The sequence below is a fragment of the Paenibacillus terrae HPL-003 genome, from assembly GCF_000235585.1.
GTDB lineage: Bacteria > Bacillota > Bacilli > Paenibacillales > Paenibacillaceae > Paenibacillus > Paenibacillus terrae_B.
The window spans coordinates 1,724,707-1,748,710 of the sequence record NC_016641.1 but is presented as its reverse complement, the minus strand read 5'-3'; the positions used below and the strand labels follow the sequence as shown (position 1 = coordinate 1,748,710).

Genomic DNA, 24,004 nt, shown 5'->3' with positions numbered 1-24,004 from the left:
GAACCATGCAGATGCACGGTACATCAACTTATTCTTACGCTTGGTTGTTGGAACCGAACTCACGGATTTTACCGATAACGGTTTGTTTAATCGCTTCACGACCTGGAGCGATAAATGTACGTGGGTCATAAGCATCCGGTTTCTCAGCAAGCACTTCACGAACCACTTTCGCGAACACGATTTGGTTCTCTGTGTTTACATTGATTTTGGAAGTTCCCAGCGAGATTGCTTTTTTGATGTCATGCGTTGGGATACCAGTACCACCATGCAGAACGAGTGGAAGTTTGATTGCAGTGCAGATCTCTTCCATTTCTTTGAATCCGAGGTTTGGCTCGCCTTTGTAAGGTCCGTGAACGGAACCCAGTGCAGGAGCCAATGTGTCGATACCTGTTTCGTTAACGATACGCAGACAGTCGTCAAGCTTGGCGTACATTACGTCACCTACAACATCATCCTCTTGACCGCCGACCATTCCAACTTCAGCTTCAACGGAAACGCCTTTGGAATGCGCATATTCAACAACTTTTTTCGTTGTTGCAATGTTCGTGTCGATCGGGCTGTGGGAATCATCGATCATAACAGATGTGAAACCAGCATCGATAGCTTCTTTACATTTTTCAAAGCTGGAACCGTGATCCAAATGGATCGCAACCGGAACCGTAATTTTCATGTCATGAATAAGACCTTCTACCATTTTGACAACAGTGTAGAAACCGCCCATGTGACGTGCTGCACCTTCAGATACGCCCAGGATTACCGGGGATTTTTCTTCTTCAGCAGCACCCAGAATAGCTTGAGTCCACTCCAGGTTATTAATGTTGTATTGACCTACCGCGTATTTTCCTTCAAGTGCTTTGTTCAACATGTCTGTCATAGATACCAATGGCATGGTTACAGTCCTCCTAAGGGTGTTTGGGTTTGTCTATATTTTAGCCGACATCACATACGGGCTTATTATACCACAACCCATGTTAAATACTAAACAAGCTTTTGCACACCAACACATACGAAAATCACGCCTAGGACGCCGTTTTTTCATAGAATTGTATAAGGAGAGGATTTACTTTCAGTATTTCCCATAAACACAAACAAAAAACCCTGTTGTGTTAACAGAGTTTTCAACCTAAGTGACCCGCTTCGTCACCCCTGAGTTGCTTGTTTACAGCGATTCGCATTTCATCAATATCAAAGGGCTTGGTAAAGTGCATGAGTGCTCCCAGCTCCGTCGCCTCTTTAATCATGTCCAGTTCTCCATAAGCTGTCATCATAATAACCTTGATATCGGGATTCATGGTCTTTAGATGCTTCAAGATTTCAAGTCCGTCCATACCCGGAATTTTCATATCGAGCAGAACCAGATCAGGCGGTTCCTTTTCAACAATTTCAAGTGCAATTTTTCCGTTTGCAGCCTGAAAGGTCTCGTAACCCTCACTTCCGAACACTTCCATCAGCAAAATTCGTATTCCATTCTGGTCATCGACGATTAACACTTTTTTCTTTTCCAATGTTTTAACCTCCTAAGATCTTAAAACGAGGATCATGCAGCTATTGCCATAACAGCGTCCGATGACGTACAATATCCGTCCCATACCCTAAACTATATTCGCTCCTGCAAAAAGAAAATCCTTCTCATATACATAATTGTGGAATATTCTTTCATAATCAGGAAGCGCGGAAATAAAAAAAGACCTCCCTGAGGAGGTCTTACAGGCCGCAGCATTAGCCTTGAAGCTGCAATGCCGCCTTAACAAATTCACGGAACAACGGCTGTGGACGGTTCGGACGGGAAGTGAATTCCGGATGGAATTGTACCGCCAGGAACCATGGATGCTCAGGTAGTTCCACAATTTCCACCAAACGTCCGTCCGGTGAAGTACCGGAAATGCGAAGACCTGCTTTTTCAATAACTTCACGATATTCGTTATTGAATTCATACCGATGACGGTGTCTTTCATATACCAGCTCATCGTTGTAACAAGCCGAAGCCAGCGAACCTTCCGTCAGTTTGCACGGATACAATCCGAGACGCATGGTGCCGCCCATATCTTCGATGTCCTTTTGGTCAGGCAGCAAGTCGATGACCGGGTAATCCGTAGCCGGATTGATTTCCGAACTGTTGGCTCCATCCAGACCAGCCAGGGAGCGGGCAATCTCAATGACGGATACCTGCATGCCAAGGCAAATACCAAAGAACGGTATTTTCTGTTCACGCGCATAACGAATGGTGCTGATTTTACCTTCAATTCCACGATCGCCGAAGCCGCCCGGTACGAGAATACCGCCAATGCCGCCCAGCATGTCCGCTACGTTCTCGTCCGTTACTTCCTCTGCGTTCACCCAACGGATTTTCACATCCGCATTGGCGTCAAATCCGGCGTGCGAAAGGGATTCGACCACACTTAAATAAGCATCATGCAGTGCAACGTATTTACCAACAATGGCGATTTCAACCGTTTTATCCAGCTTTCTGATCCGCTCAACAAGCCCTTCCCACTCCGTCATATCCGGTGCAGGTGTTGTCAGCTTGAGGTGATTAACTACGATCTCGTCCAAACCTTCTTCACGCAGGTTCAATGGAACCTCGTACAAAGTCGACGCATCGCGGCATTCTACTACAGCGTTAGCATCAATATCGCAGAACAGCGCGATTTTAGCCTTCATATCGGAGGAAAGTTCATGCTCTGTACGGCAAACAATGACATTTGGTTGAATGCCGATACTGCGTAGTTCTTTTACACTGTGCTGAGTTGGTTTGGTTTTAACCTCACCAGCAGCTTTAATATAAGGAATGAGGGTTACGTGAATGTACATTACATTCTCACGTCCTACCTCACTTTTGAGCTGACGGATAGCTTCCAAAAATGGCAAGCTCTCGATATCGCCCACAGTACCGCCGATTTCTGTGATAATTACGTCCGAACCCGCTTCACGGCCAGCACGATATACGCGCTCCTTGATTTCGTTCGTAATATGAGGAATGACCTGCACCGTACCACCCAAATACTCCCCGCGACGCTCTTTACTGATTACGCTGGAGTATACTTTGCCTGTCGTGACATTGCTGTTCTTGGACAGATTAATATCAATAAAGCGCTCATAGTGTCCCAAGTCGAGATCCGTTTCCGCACCGTCATCCGTTACAAACACTTCACCGTGCTGGTAAGGGCTCATGGTCCCCGGATCGACATTAAGGTAAGGGTCAAATTTTTGAATCGTTACCTTCAGTCCCCTGTTCTTCAGAAGCCTTCCCAGTGAAGCTGCCGTAATCCCTTTGCCCAAGGAAGACACAACCCCGCCTGTCACAAAAATATACTTTGTCACTGTTTAAAACCCTCCTAAATAAAGTCCAAAATTCAGGCGACATTATGATGTTATCGTAACCCGTTTACACGGATTATCATCCATGAAGAAGGCAGCGGAATCATTTTCCATGCCCGCCGCCCTTAGCCCTCTTTCATGAGTGGAAACACCCTATAAAAAAACAAAAAAGCACTCCCGTAGTACGGGGCACTTTTATACAAAAAGCAAACATATAAGTGAATCAATCATAAGCCCAAGCAATAGTTTACCCCGTGTCCAATCCGCTGTCAAGGAAGTTATCTGTGTTAATTTGCCCATTGAACAAGATTGGAGGGAATCCACTTAAAAGCTTCAAATCAGAAGGAGTTTCAAGAAAATGGTCATGAAAAAGGGGAGAATACATCTCCCCTTACAGCCTGATCTTAACGAAGCGAATCATCGTCTTCTTCCGTCGACTCATCGTCATTTTCATCTTCAGTATCTTCCTCATCACTGAGGTCTTCATCGTCTATAACCACGTCTTCATCACTATCATCATCTTCGCCGTCGAACAGCTCTTCTTCGCCATCCTCGTCTTCACTGTCTGCATCGAAGTCGTCATCGGCACTGTAAGTTTCTTCTTCCTCATGATAGTCCTCTTCGTCGTCATCGTCTTCGTCATTAATGATACGAGGACGCTTGGCGCCTGTCAGAGTATCTTCGGATTTATCCACTGGATACCAACGTTTCAAGCCCCACAGATTCGTACCGACACAGGCGAAACGCCCGTCAATGTTGATTTCAGTATATAGCTGAGCGATAACGTCATTAATGTCTTCGTCGGACATGCCGCGCAATTTGGCGACTTCATTCATCAGGTCACGGTAATAATATGGAGTATTGGCCGCTTTCAATACCATAAATGCCAAATCCACCATTGGAGTCTCGCGGACTTTCTCCGGGTCAATCTTCAAGTTGAGTGGGGTACTCACCTAGGGACACTTCCTCTCACACGTAATTCACAAGAACATGTTTCAGAGCATACACGATACATGCAATACTAACATATCCATTATCAAAACTAAGTAAAACCTATTTGGAAGCAAATTGCAAGTTAAACATGGGTATCCGTACAATTTGCAGTAGTATGCCTTGAATAAGGCGGCGCACGTTAAAAAGACGGGGTCCCCCCCGTCTTTTCGACTGTACCCGCTCCGGGGGAAGTCCCCAAAGTTGTTGCACAAGAGCTTATGCCCTCCATGTATCGTATGTGTCCACGATCACTTTGACACGACAAGCAGGCCTATTTCAATAAAAAAGGGGCAGGTTTCCCATGCCGCTGCTGACGCTTACTCATACAATACCTCAGCATGGCTCATCGGAGGGGGACTGTCTCAAATGGACTATCCGGGTTTTTTGCAGCGTTTGCACGAGGGCATTTCGGAGCCGTCAGGCAGTGGTCGGCACAAACAGATCATTACATTCGATAAGCCTCACCAATACCGGGAATGCCTGTCCTATCTCAGGAAGCTGAAACCAGAGCTTGCGGGATTACGGCAAGTACAACCGGCCCGTCTGATTCGCGCTCTGATCGCCCCGCTTCCAGGGGGAGACAGGCTGGGCAAATATCACAACGGTGTTACCGTTGAAGAAGATACACGCATGAGGGTACATGGAGGGGCGGCCCAAATGCCGAGAACGGAGAAAAACCTGCCCATGCCGTGGGGGGTCAAACAGGTACGCGCATACAAGGCTTGGCCTTCCTCTACAGGAAACCGAATCAGGATTGGCGTGATCGACACAGGAGCGGATTTTCAACATCCTGATCTGCGGCATTCTCTTGCCAGAGGCATCAATTTGCTTAATCGGACCATGCTGCCCTATGACGATAACGGTCACGGCACTCACATTGCCGGTACCATCGCGGCATCCAACTATGACGGAGGTATGGTTGGTGTAGCACCACAGGCGCTGATTCATCCTGTAAAAGCGTTTGACCATAACGGGGCCGCCTACGTCTCGGATATTATTCTTGGCATCGACTGGTGTGTGTTGAATCGTGTCGATATCATCAATATGAGCTTTGGCATGAAATCACGCAGTAAAGCGCTGCTTGATATGGTAAACAAGGCGTACCAAAACGGTATCGTGATCGTAGCTTCCTCGGGAAACGAGGGCAAGCGTCGGAGTATTGATTACCCCGCTCGTTATTCCCAGACCATTTCGGTCGGAGCTACTGATAAATACAGACGCATCGCGCCTTTCAGCAACCGGGGACAATTTGTAGACGTGTACGCGCCGGGTGAAAAGATCATTTCCTCCTGGATACACGGCAAGCATCACGAAATGAGCGGCACGTCTATGGCTACTTCCCACGTGACTGGTAGTATTGCCCTGCTCCTTTCACTGAGACCGGAAATGGAGCCTGGAGAAATCAAAGCACTGCTCAGGCGTACCGCTACACCGCTGCGCCTTCGTAAAAGCAATGGACGCAACTCTATATCCACGAAACTTGGAGAAGTCGATGCCTTCCGACTAATGCAGGAGGGAACGAAATAACGGATGAAGTAAATGAATTACATCTAAACGTTTAACGCTGCGCCCGGCTCCAAAGAGTGAATGGCTTTTACAGAGCTTTCGTGTTCGGTCCAGCCTTCTCTTATCAACTCGTCACGCACAAGATCGGTCTGCGGCTTGGGCGCATGAACGAGCACAACCTGTTTACCAGGCAACTCCTTCAACATTTGCCTCACATCCGATACCCCCTGATGCACCTTGTAAATCAAATGCCGAACTATACAACAGTCATTTTGGTCTGTTTTCTGACCCGTTTTTTGATTCGTACAATCCAGCAGATGTTTACCAAAGGAACCGCTTGAAGCATGTCCCGTCAAAATAACACCGTTATGATTACTTTTTCCGCTACCTTCGCCATCTCCCGCACTCGGCGGATGATCTGATAAATACTGATAGTACCAGCGCGCCCGGGGCGAATCCATCATGCCATCCCCGGTTACGATCACAGCCGCAGCATTCTGTTCCAGCAGCCGTACTCGCTCCGCAGCATCACGAGGCACAAAGATCCTGCCACTGTGCAGCACATGTTCTATCCGCACAGGTGCTTCCGGGCGCAGCCATTCTTTCAAACGGCTCAAACGCTGTAATCCCTGCCATATGTCCGGCTCTACAATCATTGCTTGTTCAGGGAACTGCTCGCTGGCCCACACGATCAAATCCTGTCCCCGGCCAAAGGCGGGTACCGGAAGCAGCACGTGACCACCAGAAGACAATATCTGCTCCATTCCGGCCCGCAGCCGCTCCAGCTTCACAGGCTGCGGGTCTATATCCATGCCATAGGCATTATCCATAATGGAGATATCCGCTAACTCGGGTTCCATCATCCATTCAGGCAGGTCATGCACACCTCCCCTAACGGCCAAGCCCGGTGCGTCGGCTGCGAGCAGCTCAGATTCGCGGCTGTAGTCTCCCGAAAAGAATAACCGCTTCCCTTCTATTTCTACCATGTACCACACTGCGCCAGCCAAATGTCCACTGCGTCCCCACATGATCCGTACACCCGGACAAGCCTCCTGCCACACCCCTGACGGCGCTTCATCCTCCAGATAACGGTAAGCGATGGATTCGATATCTCGTTCGTCGTATGGCAATTTGCCGCCTCTCGATTCTACATAAGTATGCCAGGAGCGAAAATAGGAACCCAACTGTTCCGCAGTGGCCTTTGTCGTCCAGACCTCTCCCCGGTATCCATTTTTGTACAGTAAGGGGATCGCCATTGAATGATCCTCATGTGCATGAGACAGCAATACAGCAGTCAGCCTCTCCGCCTCCTGCGGCGGAAAAACCGGATACTGCCCGGTTCCTTCCTTTTTCACACCACAATCCAGCATGACGCGATGCTGCTTTCCTTCAAAAACATAGCAGGAGCGGCCATGTTCGCCCGCTCCGCCCCAAATTCGAAGCTTGGTCATCATCATTTCCACTTTCTTTGCGAGTTTAAGCTTTCCATTAAAATCAGTAGCAGCGTGGTCAAACCGACCGATATGACCGCCATTGCCATACCAAGCGACACCTGACCCTGTTCGAACTGGGCAAATATGTAGGTTGCAGACGTCTGGACGGATGGCGGCAAAATCAGCAACGAGCCGACCAGTTCGCGCGAAGCAATGGTAAAAGTCATCATCCAGCCTGCCAGCATCCCCGGTAAAATCAGCGGCAGCACAATCCGGCGGAATACATAAGACGGGCCACCGCCAAACACCTGTCCTGCCTGAAAAAGAGCAGTGTCTACCTGCGTAAAGGCGCTTTTGACATACTGGACTGTATAAGGAACAAACAAGACAACATACGTCAGAATGACCATACCGTACGTGTTATACAACGGAATCGGCATCCACGGCGAGTTCCACCATAAAATAAGGCCGACGACCATAACAATCCCCGGAACCGTGTTCGGAAGCAAGCTGAATGCATCCACTGTCCGCTGGAGCCTCGTACGCGAGCCGCCAATGACGAGCGCAAACCATGTGCCCAGCATAACGGCAATCGTCGATGCCCCCAAAGAGAGAAATACGCTGTTCAGCAGCGCCTCCATGCTCTCTGAGCCCCAAGACAGCAGTTCCTTGTAATAATCGAGCGTAAAGTTATCCCAAGCCAAGCCGATCCCTCGCAGCTTCATGGTGGAAGCGGCGATAATTGAAAAATAAGGGATACCAATGGACGCCATTAGCAACAATAGAATGAATGCGATACTCAGTCCCGTAGTCCAGCCGGATACACGAAGACGGGAAGGACGAGAGCCTTTACCACCTATCAGCCTGTATGTGTACTTACGGTTGATCACCGATTGCACATACCATACGAGCAGACAGGCGGTTAAAAGCACTGAGGCCATTGACGTGGCCTTACCAAAATCAATCGGCCAACTGGAAATGTATTTGTGAATTTCCGAGGTCATGACCTCATACCCGATACGTCGTCCAAAGGTGGCGGGGGTTCCAAACTCGGCAATCGTTTTGACGAAAATGAGCAGTGCGCCCATCCCATAAGACGACAGCAGTAACGGTAAAATGATCCGGCGGAACCTGTACAGAAAGCCGCCGCCCATAACGGCTCCGGCCTCTTCCAGACTGCCGCCAATCCTAACCAGTGCACCTCGCAGCAGCAGGTACAGGAACGGAAACAGATGCAGACTCATGATCATCACCATGCCGCCAAAGCTGAAAAAGAACGGGGTCAAGAAATGCAGGCTCGGAAACAACTGCTCCAGATACCCATTTTTTTGCATAAACAAAATCCAGCCCATGGACCCGATATAGGGCGGGGTCATAAACGGAATCAATAGCACCACGTCCAACCAGCGCCAGCTAGCAAGACGCGTGTTGGACATAATCCACGCCAACGGAAGTGCAAGCACTGTCGTTCCGGCAATAACACAGAGGCCCAGCCAGATCGAGCCGAACAGCACACCCACAAATCGGGATGCAGCCAACGTCCGAAAAGGCGCAGACCATTGTAATTGTCCATCTACATACACACTTTGGATGAAGATTTGTAATAACGGCAGCACGATCAGTAAAGCAAGCGCGATCAGAGCGAATGTTAGACTCCACGCTCTGATCTGTTTGACGGATAAGACCCCCATCCGCTTACTTGAACATTTGCGTGAACTTCTCTGTCACGTCAGGCCCGTGCTCGCCCATCCATTCCCAATTGTTTTTCAGCAACGGAATCTCATCCAAATTGGCGCGCTTATCTGCTTTGACATCCGTGCGGCCCGGAAGCAAGGAAGCGTCCGCTACCAGCTTCTGCGCCTCGTCCGACAGCAAATAGTCAATGAACGCCTTGGCGTTCTGCTCATGCTGTGTCGATTTGAGAATCGCCGCAGGGCGCGGGCTGATGACTGTTCCTTCCTTCGGATAAACAATGTCGATCGGCTCGCCTTTGGCTTTGGCCTTGTAAGTCATGTAATCAACCGCAGCAGCGACCATGCTTTTGGCTCCGGTAATTACCGGGTCCAGCGCTTCCTGATTGGCTCCAGCCATCGCTACGCCGTTAGCCTTGTACTGCTCGAACAACGTCCAGCCCCCATCGCCTTTGGCACTCAGGTAGCCTGTCATAAAATCCAGCGCTGAGCCGGACAATGACGGATCAGGAATGTTGATTTGGTCCTTGTACTCCGGCTTCGCCAGATCGGCCCATGAAGTCGGCGGTGTCTTTACCAGCTTCGTGTTGTACGCGATACCTAATGCGGAAGCACTAGTGCTGAAATAGTTGCCTTCCTTGTCGGCCCAATCGGGATTTAGCTTGTCCGCGTTTTTGGCATCCGGGTAGGGCAGCGTGAGGCCGTCTTTTTTCAAGCCTTGCACGGACGGAAGAGATGCCAGTACCACCACGTCTGCTACCGGATTCGCCTTCTCAGCTTCCATCCGGGCCAAAATTTTACCTGTCGTTCCCTGGAACAGCTCGACCTTCACTCCACTTTGCGCCTCATACCCCGCTACCAGCTTTTTCGCCAGCCCGTCAGGGCCTGCGCTGTAGACAACCAGCTTTTGATCGGTCGATGCCGCCCCGGCTTGTCCTGCTGATCCGGTGGCTTGCGCTCCATCCTTGGATGGTGTAGCCGTTCCACAGCCTGCGACAGCCAGTCCAAAGGTCAATGTTAATGCGAGCATTGCGCCCTTTTTCCAACCTGTACGAAAAACGTGCTTGTTCATCATCTTGTGTTATACCCCTTTTCCCTATGAATCGAGTTGGTGGATGTGTTGCGGTGATACCCAAATTTGCTTTTGTTCCCCGATAGGCAAGCGGGTGGAATGATATGCAGTCCATAGCTCACCGTTCTCTGCCAGTATGCGGATTTCATAACGGTCCCCAACATAGCTGACATGCCGAATTTCCACTGTAAAAGAATGCTGGTCTATTTGATCCTGTTCCCAGCGGACATGCTCGGGACGGAATAGCGTCCGTTCCGGCTCCAGCCAGTTCGATTTGCCGATGAACCTAGCCACCTCTGGATGAGATGGGCGACCGTAGATCATCTCCGGTGTTCCGGTCTGCAAAATATGTCCGCTTCTCATGACGACCACTTCATCGGACATCGACATGGCCTCGATCTGATCATGGGTGACGTACAAGGCAGTCAGCCCCAGATCGCGCACCAGCGACAGCATTTCGATGCGCATCTCTTCGCGGAGTACCGCGTCCAGCGCACTGAGCGGCTCATCAAACAAGACAAGCCTCGGACGGATGGCGACCGCTCGGGCAAAAGCGACCCGCTGCTGCTGACCACCGGACAGCTGATGAGGATACCGATCCTCCATCCCCGACAGTCTGACTTTGTCCAGCACCCCCAATACTGCTGTTCGCAGCTCCTTGCCACGACCGCTACCGGAACCGGAGCCTTTTCCCTGCTTGCCTGCACGCAGGCCGAAGGCCACATTTTCAAACACCGTCATATGCGGCCACAGCGCAAAATCCTGAAACACCATGCCAAAATGACGAAGATGCGCGGGAACATCCTTTTTGCGTTCAGCCGAAAAAAGAACCTCCTCCCCCATCGTGATCGTGCCGGTATCCGGCGTCTCCAGCCCAGCGATCATACGCAGAAGCGTTGTTTTCCCGCAGCCGGACGGACCGAGCAGTGTCGTGAATTGTCCCCGCCGTACGACCAGATTCGTCTCATGCAATGCGGTCATATGGCCGAAGGTTTTACTCAACCCGTGAATATATAGATCCTGATTCATCACATTACCTGCCTGTTCTTATGACTGACCCCAGTGTAAAGCCTGAATTCGCAGCCTGTGTTATTGGAAAGTTAAAACAAAATTAATTATTTCAATGAATTGTGTTAACACTCATAGATTTAATCTATATAGAGGGGAATGATACCGCCGCGCATGAAGCGGACATGAGTTTCCGATCAACCTGAAAGCGAGGCATTCCAAGTGAATTTAAGTCTTCTGAAGCTGCATATTGTAGAGTTGCTGGACAAGCACCATAAAATTACCACAGTAGCCGAGCTTCTCGGCCTGAAACAACCGACCATTACCTTTCATATGAGAAATCTGGAGCGGGATTTAGGGGTGAAGCTGTTCGACACACGTATGGGCAAAATCATCCTGACGGATGCCGGGCACGCGCTGCTCCACTATGCTGGCAAGATTAATGCGCTCGCCGCCGAGGCGGAGCGGGTCGTCTGCGAGTTCGACACACTCCAGCGGGGAAGTATTCGAATCGGGGCAAGCTATGTACCGGCTACCTATGTGCTTCCTGCGGTGCTGCACCGTTTTGCCCGTGAACATCCAGGGATTCATATTGCCCTGTCCGTGAAAACAGCTCCAGTGATCAAGGACATGCTCGCCCGTCACGAAATCGACCTCGGCGTTATTTCAACAGAGCCGTTTCAAGTCCCCACGCTGGTATCGGAATCCTTGGGCGAGGATGAGCTGGTGCTGATCTGCGCACCTGATCATCCGCTCGCAAGCGAAACCGATTTAACACCTGAGCAAATCGCTTCTTCCTCTTTCGTGCTGCATGGCAAGGATTCCAGCACACGCCAAATGACTGACAAATGGCTGGAACATGGCGGACGCCGCCTCCCCTCCTATTTGGAGCTGGACTCGCTGGAGGCGATCAAACAGGCGGTCATGCTGGGAGAACACGTCTCTTTCGTCTCCCGCATAGCTGTGCAGTCCGAGGTTGAACGCGGGATGCTGGTCATACGGCCCATTCCGGGCCACCGTGTGGAGCGGTACATTTATATGGTTAGCAATAAGGACCGCCACCGCTCGGCCCTAATCCGCCAATTTGCTGAATATTTGTCAGGGAACCAAGAGTAAATCTTACCTGTCATATAGAAATTATGTTATTTTTTAACCGGAGTACCAGCTTGCCTTGACATACGACTGACATTACACCCGTAAAGTATAGCGTGTACCCCCATTCGGACGAATAGGAGATGATTGAATGAAAACTGGTCTTCGTATCACAAAGGCTTTGTCGGTATTAACCCTAAGTGCAGTGCTGCTTGTAACGGGATGGAAAGGTGCCGAACCTGCACTGGCTGCCGCCAATGCAACACCAAGCTATGAGGTAAAGCTGCTGCTGGATACAGCTCAGGTCCTCAATGCCGACGGCTCTTTGAAAAGCAGCATAGCCAACGAGTTTCAAATTAGCGAAGATGCGCAACGATTGAGCGTCGAATATTTTGACACGAATCAACTGCAATTGAACAACGAGGGCTGGAATGTCAGATTTCGCAAAAAAGAAGATAAAAAGAATTATGAATTAACCTACAAGAAGCGGTACACGGTCACAAACGGAAATATCGACGCAGCTCTCACCCAAGCCAATAAAGAAGGTTTCAGCGCATCTGATGATAACTACGATGCCGAGGTGGATTGGGGTTATAGCAAACAGACGCTGAGCTTTTCCAATGATAAAAAAACGAACGCTTCCAAAGGATTAACTCTTCCTTCTCCGGATCAGGCGTTAAAGCAGCTTTTGGACAATCTTCCGGGCAAGCTGCAAAACTGGAAAAGCAGCAACTGGGGCAAGCAAGCCCTGGCAGACTCCAGAGTACGCGGGCCTGTACAGGTCAGCAAATATGGAGGCAGCTTCCAAGGATTAGATACCGATGTTGAAGTCTGGCCTATCCGCAGTGCCAACGGAACAGGTACAGATACCATCATTGAAATCTCCTTTAAAACCTCGGACTACAGCGTTGCCTCCAGCAATCGCACCAAGCTGATCAATCTGCTGCAATCCAAAGGATGGCTGGTTCCCGCCGATTCCCTGAAAACGAATTTGGTGCTGGAACGCTACTAAGCTACTCGAACAAAAAAGGAACCGCACGTGCCACCCTGCTGGGGATGGTACGGACGGTTCCTTTTATCGTTAAAGTAGTTTGCTTACATGCGTTCCGGTGCAGATACGCCTACCAGCTTCAGCACGTTGGCAATGGTGGTGCGCACCGCGCCAAACAGCGCCAAACGGGCCTGCGTTTGAGCGGCATCCTCAGTGATAACGCGCTCTGCTTTATAATAGCTGTGGAACAGCGATGCCAGCTCGTAGACGTAGCGAATCATACGGTGTGGTGCAAAGTTCGCAGCCGCTACCGATACTTCCTCCGGCAGCTCGCCGATTTTGCGTAACAGGTCGTACTCATGCTCAGCCGTCAGTTTGGACAAGTCCACCTCTGCCAACGGCAGTACGGCAATGCCCTGCTCCTCAGCTTGACGGTATACGCTGCACGCCCGCGCGTGGGCATACTGCACGTAGAATACCGGATTTTCATTGGAAGTGGAAATCGCCAAATCCATGTCAAAATCCAGATGCGAATCCATGCTGCGCATCGTGAAGAAGTAACGGATCGCGTCCACGCCCACTTCTTCCATCAGGTCTTCCATCGTCACGGCCTTGCCGGTACGTTTGGACATTTTTACCTTTTCCCCGTTTTGGAACAGGCTGACCATTTGGGCAATCAGCACTTTGAGCTTATCCGGGTCGTTCCCCAGTGCTTCCATGGCTGCTTTCATCCGTGGAATGTAGCCGTGGTGATCCGCTCCCCAAATATTGATAATTGTGTCATACCCACGGGCATATTTGTCGCGATGGTAAGCGATATCCGGGGTCAGGTACGTGTATGTACCGTCATTTTTGATCAAGACACGGTCTTTATCGTCGCCGTACTTGGTTGTATTCAGCCATGTGGCTCCGTCCTTCTCGTAAATCTCCTCACGGTCACGCAGCTCATTCAGCGCTTTAAGCACTTCACCATTTTCATACAGCGATGTTTCGCTGAACCAGGAGTCAAAAGGTACACGGAACAGCTCCAGATCGCGCTTGATCTTGTTCAGTTCCTTTTCCAGACCGTAGTCGCGGAAATAAGCAGCGCGGTCGCCTGGTGTCAAAGACAGCAGGGAATCACTCTTCTCGGCCACCAGCTCCTTGGCAAAGCCGATGATGTCCTCACCATGATACCCGTCCTCCGGCATCTCCGCAGGCTGTCCCAGCTCCTGCAAGTAACGCGCCTCAATAGAGCGGCTCATGTTGTAAATCTGGTTGCCCGCATCATTAATGTAGTATTCACGAGTTACTTTATATCCAGCATAATCAAGCACGTTGCAGAGAGCATCCCCTACTGCCGCACCGCGCGCATGGCCCAAGTGCAGGCTACCTGTCGGGTTCGCACTGACGAATTCGATTTGAACCTTTTTGCCTGCACCTTCCTGCACACGTCCGTAATCTGCTCCCTGCTCCTGCACTTGTTTAATGACATCATACAGATAGCTCTTGTTCAGGCGGAAGTTAATAAAGCCCGGTCCGGCAATTTCCGCGCTTTCAATTGAAGCGGCAGCCAAGTCCATATTTGCGATCAAATCTTCTGCAATTTGACGCGGGTTTTTCTTCGCAATGCGGGTGAGCTGCATGGCAGCGTTTGTAGCCAAATCACCATGCGACTTGTCCTTCGGCACCTCCAGCGTAATGGTCGGCAGCTCTTCGCGGCTCACGATTCCGGCAGCCAGTACCGCCGCCTCGATAGCTGAGATCACCTTTTGATTAATGAGTTCCAGTGGATTGCTTGTCATGATTGTTGCTCCTCCTGTATATGCAAACTGATGGCAAAATGCCCCGAGAAATCCTCAAATACGTATAGATCATAAGTCCAGCTCACATGTCCGGTAAACCCGTCCATTCGAATATCGAGCTTCTGCGTATGCGCAGACATATTCAGGCTTAAATAAGGAGATCGGTAAAATCCCGGCAATCTTCGTCCCAGCGCAAACGACTGCTCCGATTGCACTTCGCCGTGACGGATCAGCTTCAGCTCATCCGGTCCGATTTTGACCGTGTTCCGTGTCGTTCCACCCTCAGGCCCCTCTTGCGGCTCATCGTACCTTATATATAGATGCTTCCCACGCATGATGGCTTCTCCGGGAAGCTCCTGCACCACATCTTCTCCGTCGTGATGACTATGAAGACGGATTTGGACCTTTGCATTGTGTGGCATGTGTTCAAACTCCATTCTATCGCTATCCTACTGTACTACTATATCCAGTTCCCGTTTGCAATTCAAATGAGATTTTACAAAAAGATGCTTTCATCCACAAAAAAAACAGCTACTGTGGAGTGACTCCATCGGGTGCTTGGCTAAAGCTTTCGATAAATCGGGAAGCCAGAGAAGACATGTATTTATCCTTGAGCCAGACAGCCGCCACACGAGTATGCAATTCTTCACACATAATTTCCTTCACAATTAACTGGCTATTACTGCCTAGAGACAGCGCGGACCGCGAAATCATACCGATACCCAGTCCTTCATTAGCCCAGTGAAGCGTAGTGCGGGCATCATCGTTTTTGCAAAAGAAATTCGGCTCAAAGCCATGCTTCATGCAGGCATCGTGGATCAATTGCTCAAAGCGGCGGTATACGATTAGCGGTCTGTTTTTCAAGTCAGACAGTAGAATCGTCTTCTGGTCAGGATTCCAGTCATGCTCTTCTGTCATCACCGCGACCATCGGCTCGGAGGCTGCATATCTGCACCCCAGATCGGTGGTGTTGAACGGCGTTCTGACGATACCGACCTCTACAATCCCCTTGTTCAACAGATCGAGGATCATGAACGTGTTTCCCTCATGAATTTCAAATTTTACGCCCGCATAGGTTTTGTGAAATTCGGAAAGCCTGTCTTTCATCAGGGCTGCGCCGGAAGAAGAGACGGTTCCAATCGTGAGCGTTCCTTTCATACCCATAGCAAAATCGTTTATTTCCCTCGTCGTGGCATCCGTCAGCTCCAAAATCTGCTTGGCCCTGTTCTGCAAGATGATTCCGGCCTCTGTCAGATGAATGCTTCGCGGGCCTCGATGCACGAGCTTTACACCAAGCTCTTCCTCCAGCTGCATGAGCTGCTGACTGAGGGGAGGCTGTGCGATTTGCAGCTTTTTAGCTGCCGCTGTGATTTGTCCCGCCTCTGCAATCGCCAGAAAATACTTGAGATGTCTCAATTCCATCACGAACCTCCGGTACTGATATATGTAATACATATACCTCTAATATATATTAAATATTATTCATATGGCTTGGCATATGCCATAATCATATTCAGTTATCAGGTTGGGTCAACGGGCTTTATACAATATTCAGGTTAGGTGATGGTCTATTTGCTGAAATTTGCTATTTTTTTGAAGCCTTATAAGAAGGAAAGTATTCTGGGGCCTCTGTTTAAACTGATTGAGGCGATTTTGGAATTATTGCTGCCTACCATGGTAGCCCTCATGATCAATCATGGTGTTGGCAAAGGAGATACCCATTATGTTTGGCAGATGGGTCTTTTGATGTTGCTTATGACCGTGCTGGGCTTTGGCAGTTCAATGGTATGCCAATTCTACGCAGCCCGGGCCTCCCAAGGATTCGGAACCACGCTGCGCAATACGATGTTTAAGCACATTTCATCGTTCTCTTATGCCGATCTGGATAAGTTTGGTACACCTTCACTCATCAATCGGATCACGAACGATGTGAATCAGCTCCAGACGGCTGTGGCAATGCTGATTCGTCTGGTCATTCGCGCTCCTTTTATTTGCATTGGGGCTATTATCATGTCGATGATCCTGGACTTCCGACTCGCTTTGGTCCTGTTGGCGGCTACGCCAATTCTGGCTTTGATCCTGTATCTGGTGATCACGAAGGCTTCGCCACTGTATCGCATGTATCAGAAAAAGCTGGACAAAATCGCTCTTGTGCTAAGCGAAAATCTTACAGGGGTAAGGGTCATACGGGCCTTTGCCAAAAGAGGAACCGAACGAGTCAAGTTCAATACAGCCTCGGATGACCTGACCCTAACCGCCATCCGTGTTGGGCGCATTTCCGCTTTGCTCAGCCCGGCCACCTTGCTGGTAGTCAACGGAGCCATTATTGCGATTCTGTGGGTCGGCGGCATTCATATTCAATATGGATCTCTTACTCAAGGGGAGATTATTGCTTTTATTAATTATATCACGCAGATCTTGCTGGCTTTGATCGTAGTGACCAATTTAATTATTCTGTTCACCAAGGCTGCAACCTCGGCTGCACGGATTCAGGAGGTTCTGGATACACAAGCTTCGATTTCCGATGTGACTACGGCTACAGGCCGGGCTGGTTCAGATGAGCAGGGCACCGTACCGGCCATCGCTTTTGATCACGTCTCCTTCGGATACAACCAAACGGGACAATTGGCGCTGAGCGATGTTACCGTAGACATCTACCCCGGTGAAACGGTCGGTATCATCGGAGGAACAGGTTCGGGGAAATCTACATTTGTGAATCTCATCCCCCGGTTCTATGATGCGGTGGAGGGGCGTGTCCAGGTCGATGGCATCGACGTTCGCCAATATAAGCTTGAGCAATTGCGGCAGGAAATCGGGATTGTTCCACAGAAGGCGCTGCTGTTTACCGGCACCATAGCGGATAATATTCGTTGGGGTCGTGAACACGCCACCGATGAGGAAGTCGCCCGAGCCGCAGCCATCGCGCAAGCGGAGGAGTTCATTTCCAATCTGCCCGAAAAATACGATGCTCCGATTGCCCGAGGGGGCCTTAATCTGTCGGGAGGTCAAAAGCAACGTCTAACCATCGCCAGAGCTATTGTAGGAAATCCGCAAATCCTCATTTTGGATGATTCCTCAAGCGCACTCGATTTTGCAACCGATGCCGCCTTGCGTAAATCGTTACGGGAAAATAGCAGCAGTATGACCGTCCTGCTTGTCTCGCAACGGGTCAGCAGCGTTCAGCATGCTGATAAAATTATTGTGTTTGATGAAGGGCGGATTGTCGGTGTCGGCACACACGAACAGTTGATGAGCACCTCAGATGTATATCAGGAGATTAATCATTCCCAGCTCTCAACGCAGGAGGTAGACCAATGAGCGGTAAGGAAACCTGGAGAAGATTGTTAACCTATGTGGGTCAATATAAAAAAACAGCATTTTGGGTCATGGTCAGTGCAATTCTCAGCGTGCTTGCCAGTCTGATCGGTCCCTATATGATTGGTCAGGCCATTGACCATATGGTGGATAAGGGAGTGGTGGATTTTAGGGGAATCGCGCAGATCCTTGCCGGATTGGGCATTGTGTACGCCGTAGGCAGCCTGTTTAGCTGGCTGCTCACCTATTTGACGAACCGTATTGCTTTTCAGACGGTCAATGATATGCGGCGAGAGTTATTTGATCATTTTAATATCCTGCCGTTAAGCTTTCATGACAATCACCCACAAGGTGACAGCATCAGCCGTTTTGTAAACGATATGGATGCCGTATCGGATGGGTTACTGCAAGGTTTTTCCACCTTGATTACCGGGATTATTACGATTATAGGCTCGGTTGTGCTCATGCTGTATATCAGTCCGATCATGACGTTGGTTGTGCTGGTGTCAGCCCCGGTTACGTATGGCGTAGCACGGTTTATTACCACTCGATCCCAACGCATGTTCCGCGAACAGGCCCAAATTTTAGGGAGTCTGAATGGTTATGTGGAGGAAATGATTGGCGGACAGCGGGTGGTTACAGCCTTTCATTATGAAAACCGTTCGTTTGAGGAATTCGCCGCCAAAAATGACCAATTGTATCAAGCAGGGGTAAAATCACAGTTTTATGGATCATTGTCCAATCCCTCCACCCGTCTGGTGAACAACATGACGTTCTCGGTCACTGCGATGATCGGCTGTATATCCATCATTCTGGGCGTCATCTCGGTAGGCGGATTGTCAAGCTTTCTGATTTATACGAACCTGTTCGCCAAGCCCTTTAATGAAATCACAGGGGTACTGACTCAGTTCCAAGCGGCTACGGCATCTGCCCAGCGCATATTCGCTATTTTGGACTCACCGCCTGAGCAGCCAGAAAAATCGAACGCTGTACATTTGGAACGCAGCAAGGGCACGATTCTTTTTGATCATGTCAAATTCTCCTATACCCCGGAGCGTACGCTCATTACGAATTTTAGTTTGGAGGTTAAGCCGGGTACCCGTGTTGCGATTGTCGGTCAAACCGGGGCAGGCAAAACAACACTCGTCAACCTGCTCATGCGCTTTTATGATGTAGATAGCGGCTCGATATCTATCGACGGGGTGAATATCAATGACATGAGCCGGGACAGTCTGCGGACTAATTTTGGCATGGTACTTCAGGATACATGGCTGTTCAGCGGCACGATTCGGGACAATATCGCTTACGGAAAACCGGAAGCGACGGAAGATGAAGTTATCGCGGCTGCGACGGCCGCCAATGCACATAGCTTCATCAAGCGTCTGCCTCATGGCTACGATACGGTCATCAGCGGTTCAGGCGACAGCCTGTCGCAAGGTCAAAAGCAACTACTCACCATTGCGCGGGTAATCCTCGTCGATCCACCTATGCTCATTCTGGATGAAGCGACCAGCAGTATAGACACCCTGACAGAAGCGCGTATTCAAAAGGCGTTTATGAAAATGATTGCTGGACGCACCAGCTTTGTGATCGCCCACAGACTATCGACCATCCGCGAAGCGGATCTAATTTTATATATGAAAAACGGCGATGTCGTCGAAAGCGGAACCCATGAGGGGCTGCTTGCAAGCGGGGGACATTATGCCTCGCTCTATAATAGCCAGTTCACTACGGCCTAGCGGGTTGAGGGAATAAGCCGATTGCTCTTTTGCAATCGGCTTTTTTTATTTTTCTTTGAAAAATACCCTTTCATATTATATAATAAAAAACACGAACAAATGTTTCTGTTTTATCTAAACCTTGAGACTTTGTGTATAGCCCACACCTATATATCGGTTTATATTTGGAGGCTGGATATGGATATTAATGAATTTCAACAATGGGTAAAGCAGTATTACCAGGAGAGAAGTTGGTCGGATTTAGATATATTCGTTCGAATTGGTTTCTTGGCAGAAGAAACGGGAGAGGTTGCGAGAGCCATTCGCGCCCTGGAAATCGGCAGAGACCGTCCTGATGAGATCGATGGTTCATTCGAGGATAACAAGAAACATTTAACTGAAGAGCTAGGAGACGTACTGGGTAATCTTATCGTGATCGCCAACAAGTATGACATCACCTTGGAAGACATATTTCGGACACACCAGCAAAAACTTGCAAAGAGATATTCATAAGGGGGATCTAATATGAAAAGCATTGCTGTTTTCTGCGGTTCCAGTGATGGGGTGTCTACGATTTATCGAGAGCACGCTATTGCTCTGGGCAAGGCACTTGCCGAACAAGAGATAAGCCTGGTTTATGGAGGAGCAAGCGTTGGTTTAATGGGTACAGTAGCTGATGCGGTACTTCATGCAGGAGGTCACGTCATCGGTGTGCTCCCTCACTTTTTGCAAAACCGCGAAATTGCGCATCATAGCCTGAGCGAACTAATCATTGTTGATTCCATGCATGAACGAAAATCTAAAATGGCAGAGATCGCGGACGGGTTCATAGCTTTACCAGGTGGCCCAGGTACGATGGAAGAATATTTTGAAATTTTTACATGGGCACAATTAGGCTTGCACGAAAAGCCATGTGGTCTTTTAAACATTAACCATTATTACGATCCTCTTATTTCCTTGTTTGATCGTATGGCTGAGGAACAATTCATGCAGGAAAAATATCGTGCGATGGTACTTACGGATACTACTCCGCAAGGAATCTTACGGCAATTTACTAATTACACTCCTCCTGCCGTCAAAACATATATCACGAGCAAACGGACCTGACATTAGAAGGGTACATATGGCTCAACAGACATACTGTCTGTCCAAAATGATATGAAGGGAACACCACCGTCAACATCATCCCAGTGGTGTTCCTGTGAAATTGAGAGAAATTACAGGTTATTATGTTTTTAATCTCCCTATCGTCACGTTCACTTTCACACCTGCATTTAACTATGTAGTCATACAATGAACGATGTCACGCCTAGCGAGAACGCCAATTTTAAATACCTGCGCCCGTAGCGGTTGGACGATCCATTTGCTCACTTTCCTGAAAATCACGGCGATAGAACCAACCGATCAGAACGGCAATGGTTGTCATAGCCGCAGCCAGTAAATACACCTGCACCATGCCGAAACGGTCTGCATACCAGCCCAGGAATAACAAGGATAGGCCGAAAGCGAGATTCGTAAGTACATCAATACCCGCCATCACTTTAGGGAGCTGAGCAGCCGGGGCACTCGTTTGCAGCAAGGTACGGCGAATAATTCCTGCCATTTGAACCGGTAAGCCGGATACAGCAAAAAGAACAAGCGCAGCGACCGGGATCGTATTGAGTGCAAACACCACCGTAATTAGCACATATACGAGCAACGCTCCGAGCATGTACAGAAAGCTGTTTCTTTGCAGCCGCTTGACCAAGCCAACGACGAGCAGTCCGCCCAGAATCGTACCAGAGAAAAAGGAGGCATTCATAAAGCCCCACCAGCTTGCATCCTGATGCAGCACCTGAGTGACATACGCCAGAATAAATACGCCAAGCCAGGAGGTTCCTCCAATGGTGTCCACACTATCCACGATCATCAAAGAACGAATGCGGCGGTTATGCCAAATGATCTGCCAGCCTTCCCCAAGCTCCTTCCAGTGAGAGCCTTTTTCTTTTTCCTTTGCTGTTTCTGACCCATTCGTGGCCAATTCTGAAGAATCGGGGCTTAATTCCTTTTGATCCAGCGGATCACGAATGAATGAAGTAACAGTTACAGCCACCAAATAGCAACAGGATGCGATCACAAGCGTATTCAGGGAACCGAGCCATGCCACAATAATTCCGCTCAACGCCCAGCCTGCACATTTAACTACTTGATCACTGACCGCCACCATGCCGTTGGCACGCATCAGTCCTTCGCCGGTTGCCAATCGGGGGACAAGCGCATTACGTGCCGGGTTGGTCCAGCCATCCAGAAATGACATACCAAACACCATCACGAAAATGAACAGAAACGACCTCTGATCAGGCGTGATCCACAGGTAAAGCAGCAGCAGCGTAAAAATGAGAAACTGCCCAAATTGAGAAAACAGCAAAATACGAGTCAGTCGAAATCGGCCGAGGACTATCGGTGCAACGAGCCCGCTAAGCACTTGGGCAGACAATCGGAACAACGGAATCAAAATAGTCGTCATTAAAGAATTACTTGAGCTGAACACCAATACCACTACACTCAACATGTAGATGATATCTGCTACGTTGGAGATCGTCTGAGACCCCCACAGGTAATAAAAAGACCGTCTGATCAAAAAAATTTCCCCCTCTTTGGTACATCACCGAATTATGTATTGCCATAACCAAACCTCCCCTTGTTGATATTACAATTCTGTAAAATGTCTGGTTTTTTGTATATTCTACGCATAACCTTAAATTTCCTTCTTTTATCTTTATAGGAAATTCGATGTCCAATATGCTTTCACGTCCATTTTCCAACCTGATCCAAAAATAAAAAAAGCGCCTACAGCACTCTTTTTCACCCAAAAACAGGCGATAAAAAGCACTGCGACGCTTCTTAAAATACAGTTACATTTGTTTTATGTCATAACACGAGATACTTGAATGTATACCTAGCTAAGTGTGCTTCCCTATTTCGTTAAATCCTCCACAAATTTAGGCAATACAAACGCAGCTTTGTGTAAACGTGGACTGTAATACCGGGTATCCATCTCTGGAATTTGAGCCTCGTCTATTTCCAGCGGATCATACTTCTTGCTCCCCAGCGTGAATGTCCAGAGACCACTCGGATAGGTTGGAATATTCGCACCGTACACACGTACAATCGGAAAAATCTCCTTCACATCTTTGTTAACCTTCTGAATCAAGTCAGCCTTGAACCAAGGGTTGTCCGTCTGTGCCACGAAAATGCCATCTTCCTTCAGCGCTTCAAAAATACCTTGGTAAAATCCGCGCTCGAACAACGGCGCTGCCGGACCGACCGGCTCTGTCGAATCGACCATGATCACGTCGTATTCATTTTTATGCTCAATAATGTGCATGTATCCATCATTAACCAATACTTCTACATTAGGCTCATCCAGCTTACCGGCGATTTCAGGCAAATATTGTTTGGAATATTCGATCACCTTGCCATCAATCTCAACCAGCACGGCCTTTTCAACCTCAGGATGCTTGATGACCTCACGAATGACGCCGCCATCGCCGCCGCCCACCACCAAAACCTTTTTCGGATTCGGATGGGTATTCAAAGCGGGGTGTGCTACCATTTCGTGATAAACGAATTCATCCTTCACGGTGGTCATTACCATACCATCCAGTACAAGCATGTTGCCGAATTCCTCTGTCTCGATCATCGCCAGATCCTGAAACTCCGTTTTCTCAGAGACATACGTTTGTTTGATTTTTGCTGTAATGCCGAAAGAGGGAGTTTGCTTTTCTGTAAACCACAAGTCCATCATTTCAACCTTCTTTCTCATCAAATTATGTGTCCGACAATCCTTGTATCGTTCAGGCCGCGCCCTCGCGGTTCTGGTCGTGGGAATATAAACATTGACTTCCTTAATATCTGCAACACGCAAACGCCGAGTTTGCTATATTTATTGTACCAAACACACTGTACTTTCACACTTTTTGCTTATAAGCGATACTCAGATAGCCTGAAAAAGCCTTTCTAGACTCGATCTCGTATAAAATGCACACGTACACGCATCTGATGAATAGACGCTTTCGGATTGACAATACTGAGAACATCAAC

General features: G+C 48.9%; 20 protein-coding genes. 7 read left to right on the top strand and 13 right to left on the bottom strand.

The window, feature by feature from the left end:
- Positions 1-34 precede the first annotated feature (34 nt).
- The 4 genes from fba to rpoE form a co-directional block, all read right to left on the bottom strand.
- Complete coding sequence (gene fba / locus HPL003_RS08020) at positions 35-889, bottom strand: class II fructose-1,6-bisphosphate aldolase (RefSeq protein WP_014279134.1); 855 nt, start codon at positions 887-889, stop codon at positions 35-37.
- Between the two features lie 229 nt (positions 890-1,118).
- A complete protein-coding gene (locus HPL003_RS08015) occupies positions 1,119-1,505 on the bottom strand; it encodes a response regulator (protein ID WP_014279133.1) in 387 nt (128 codons plus the stop codon).
- Positions 1,506-1,719: 214 nt separating this feature from the next.
- Complete coding sequence (locus HPL003_RS08010; protein WP_014279132.1) at positions 1,720-3,321, bottom strand: CTP synthase; 1,602 nt, start codon at positions 3,319-3,321, stop codon at positions 1,720-1,722.
- 401 nt (positions 3,322-3,722) lie between these two features.
- Positions 3,723-4,271: a DNA-directed RNA polymerase subunit delta gene (rpoE, locus tag HPL003_RS08005; RefSeq protein ID WP_014279131.1), complete on the bottom strand. Its 549-nt coding sequence runs from the start codon at positions 4,269-4,271 to the stop codon at positions 3,723-3,725.
- Positions 4,272-4,677: 406 nt separating this feature from the next.
- On the opposite strand from rpoE, the gene HPL003_RS08000 reads away from it, so the two are divergent.
- On the top strand, positions 4,678-5,838 hold the full coding sequence (locus HPL003_RS08000; protein ID WP_014279130.1) for a S8 family peptidase: 1,161 nt from the start codon (positions 4,678-4,680) through the stop codon (positions 5,836-5,838).
- Positions 5,839-5,861: 23 nt separating this feature from the next.
- Here HPL003_RS08000 and HPL003_RS07995 read toward each other — a convergent pair whose 3' ends face one another.
- The 4 genes from HPL003_RS07995 to HPL003_RS07980 are packed head-to-tail and all read right to left on the bottom strand — an operon-like array spanning position 5,862 to position 11,042.
- Complete coding sequence (locus tag HPL003_RS07995) at positions 5,862-7,274, bottom strand: MBL fold metallo-hydrolase (RefSeq protein WP_043922330.1); 1,413 nt, start codon at positions 7,272-7,274, stop codon at positions 5,862-5,864.
- Positions 7,271-8,941, bottom strand: a complete 1,671-nt coding sequence (locus tag HPL003_RS07990) for an ABC transporter permease (protein WP_014279128.1) — start codon at positions 8,939-8,941, stop codon at positions 7,271-7,273. Before HPL003_RS07990 ends, HPL003_RS07995 begins: the two co-directional genes overlap by 4 nt.
- A 4-nt stretch (positions 8,942-8,945) precedes the next feature.
- Positions 8,946-10,016 (bottom strand): ABC transporter substrate-binding protein, encoded by a 1,071-nt coding sequence (locus HPL003_RS07985; RefSeq protein WP_014279127.1) that lies wholly within the window; start codon positions 10,014-10,016, stop codon positions 8,946-8,948.
- A 21-nt stretch (positions 10,017-10,037) separates the two neighbouring features.
- On the bottom strand, positions 10,038-11,042 hold the full coding sequence (locus tag HPL003_RS07980) for an ABC transporter ATP-binding protein (protein ID WP_014279126.1): 1,005 nt from the start codon (positions 11,040-11,042) through the stop codon (positions 10,038-10,040).
- A 201-nt stretch (positions 11,043-11,243) separates the two neighbouring features.
- Here HPL003_RS07980 and HPL003_RS07975 point away from each other — a divergent pair, with 201 nt between their 5' ends.
- Both HPL003_RS07975 and HPL003_RS07970 read left to right on the top strand, forming a co-directional pair.
- Positions 11,244-12,137, top strand: coding sequence for a LysR family transcriptional regulator (locus HPL003_RS07975; protein WP_014279125.1), 894 nt, complete (start codon positions 11,244-11,246; stop codon positions 12,135-12,137).
- Between the two features lie 127 nt (positions 12,138-12,264).
- Positions 12,265-13,125, top strand: coding sequence for a hypothetical protein (locus HPL003_RS07970; RefSeq protein WP_014279124.1), 861 nt, complete (start codon positions 12,265-12,267; stop codon positions 13,123-13,125).
- An 83-nt stretch (positions 13,126-13,208) separates the two neighbouring features.
- Here the strand turns inward: HPL003_RS07970 and argS are convergent, their stop codons facing one another.
- From argS to HPL003_RS07955, 3 genes are all read right to left on the bottom strand, one after another.
- Complete coding sequence (gene argS / locus HPL003_RS07965; protein ID WP_014279123.1) at positions 13,209-14,888, bottom strand: arginine--tRNA ligase; 1,680 nt, start codon at positions 14,886-14,888, stop codon at positions 13,209-13,211.
- Positions 14,885-15,325, bottom strand: a complete 441-nt coding sequence (locus HPL003_RS07960) for a YwiB family protein (RefSeq protein WP_014279122.1) — start codon at positions 15,323-15,325, stop codon at positions 14,885-14,887. Before HPL003_RS07960 ends, argS begins: the two co-directional genes overlap by 4 nt.
- Before the next feature lie 94 nt (positions 15,326-15,419).
- Positions 15,420-16,310, bottom strand: coding sequence for a LysR family transcriptional regulator (locus HPL003_RS07955; RefSeq protein WP_014279121.1), 891 nt, complete (start codon positions 16,308-16,310; stop codon positions 15,420-15,422).
- Positions 16,311-16,460: 150 nt separating this feature from the next.
- On the opposite strand from HPL003_RS07955, the gene HPL003_RS07950 reads away from it, so the two are divergent.
- From HPL003_RS07950 to HPL003_RS07935, 4 genes are all read left to right on the top strand, one after another.
- Positions 16,461-18,206 (top strand): ABC transporter ATP-binding protein, encoded by a 1,746-nt coding sequence (locus tag HPL003_RS07950; protein WP_014279120.1) that lies wholly within the window; start codon positions 16,461-16,463, stop codon positions 18,204-18,206.
- Positions 18,203-19,942 carry an ABC transporter ATP-binding protein gene (locus HPL003_RS07945; protein ID WP_014279119.1) on the top strand — a complete coding sequence of 580 codons (1,740 nt, stop codon included), beginning with the start codon at positions 18,203-18,205 and terminating at the stop codon, positions 19,940-19,942. Before HPL003_RS07950 ends, HPL003_RS07945 begins: the two co-directional genes overlap by 4 nt.
- 177 nt (positions 19,943-20,119) lie before the next feature.
- Positions 20,120-20,434, top strand: a complete 315-nt coding sequence (locus HPL003_RS07940) for a MazG nucleotide pyrophosphohydrolase domain-containing protein (protein WP_014279118.1) — start codon at positions 20,120-20,122, stop codon at positions 20,432-20,434.
- Between the two features lie 12 nt (positions 20,435-20,446).
- Complete coding sequence (locus HPL003_RS07935; protein WP_014279117.1) at positions 20,447-21,028, top strand: LOG family protein; 582 nt, start codon at positions 20,447-20,449, stop codon at positions 21,026-21,028.
- 220 nt (positions 21,029-21,248) lie between these two features.
- Here the strand turns inward: HPL003_RS07935 and HPL003_RS07930 are convergent, their stop codons facing one another.
- Together HPL003_RS07930 and speE are read right to left on the bottom strand one after the other, a co-directional pair.
- Positions 21,249-22,541, bottom strand: a complete 1,293-nt coding sequence (locus tag HPL003_RS07930) for an MFS transporter (RefSeq protein ID WP_014279116.1) — start codon at positions 22,539-22,541, stop codon at positions 21,249-21,251.
- A 336-nt stretch (positions 22,542-22,877) separates the two neighbouring features.
- Positions 22,878-23,705, bottom strand: a complete 828-nt coding sequence (speE, locus tag HPL003_RS07925; RefSeq protein WP_014279115.1) for a polyamine aminopropyltransferase — start codon at positions 23,703-23,705, stop codon at positions 22,878-22,880.
- Positions 23,706-24,004: the final 299 nt, after the last annotated feature.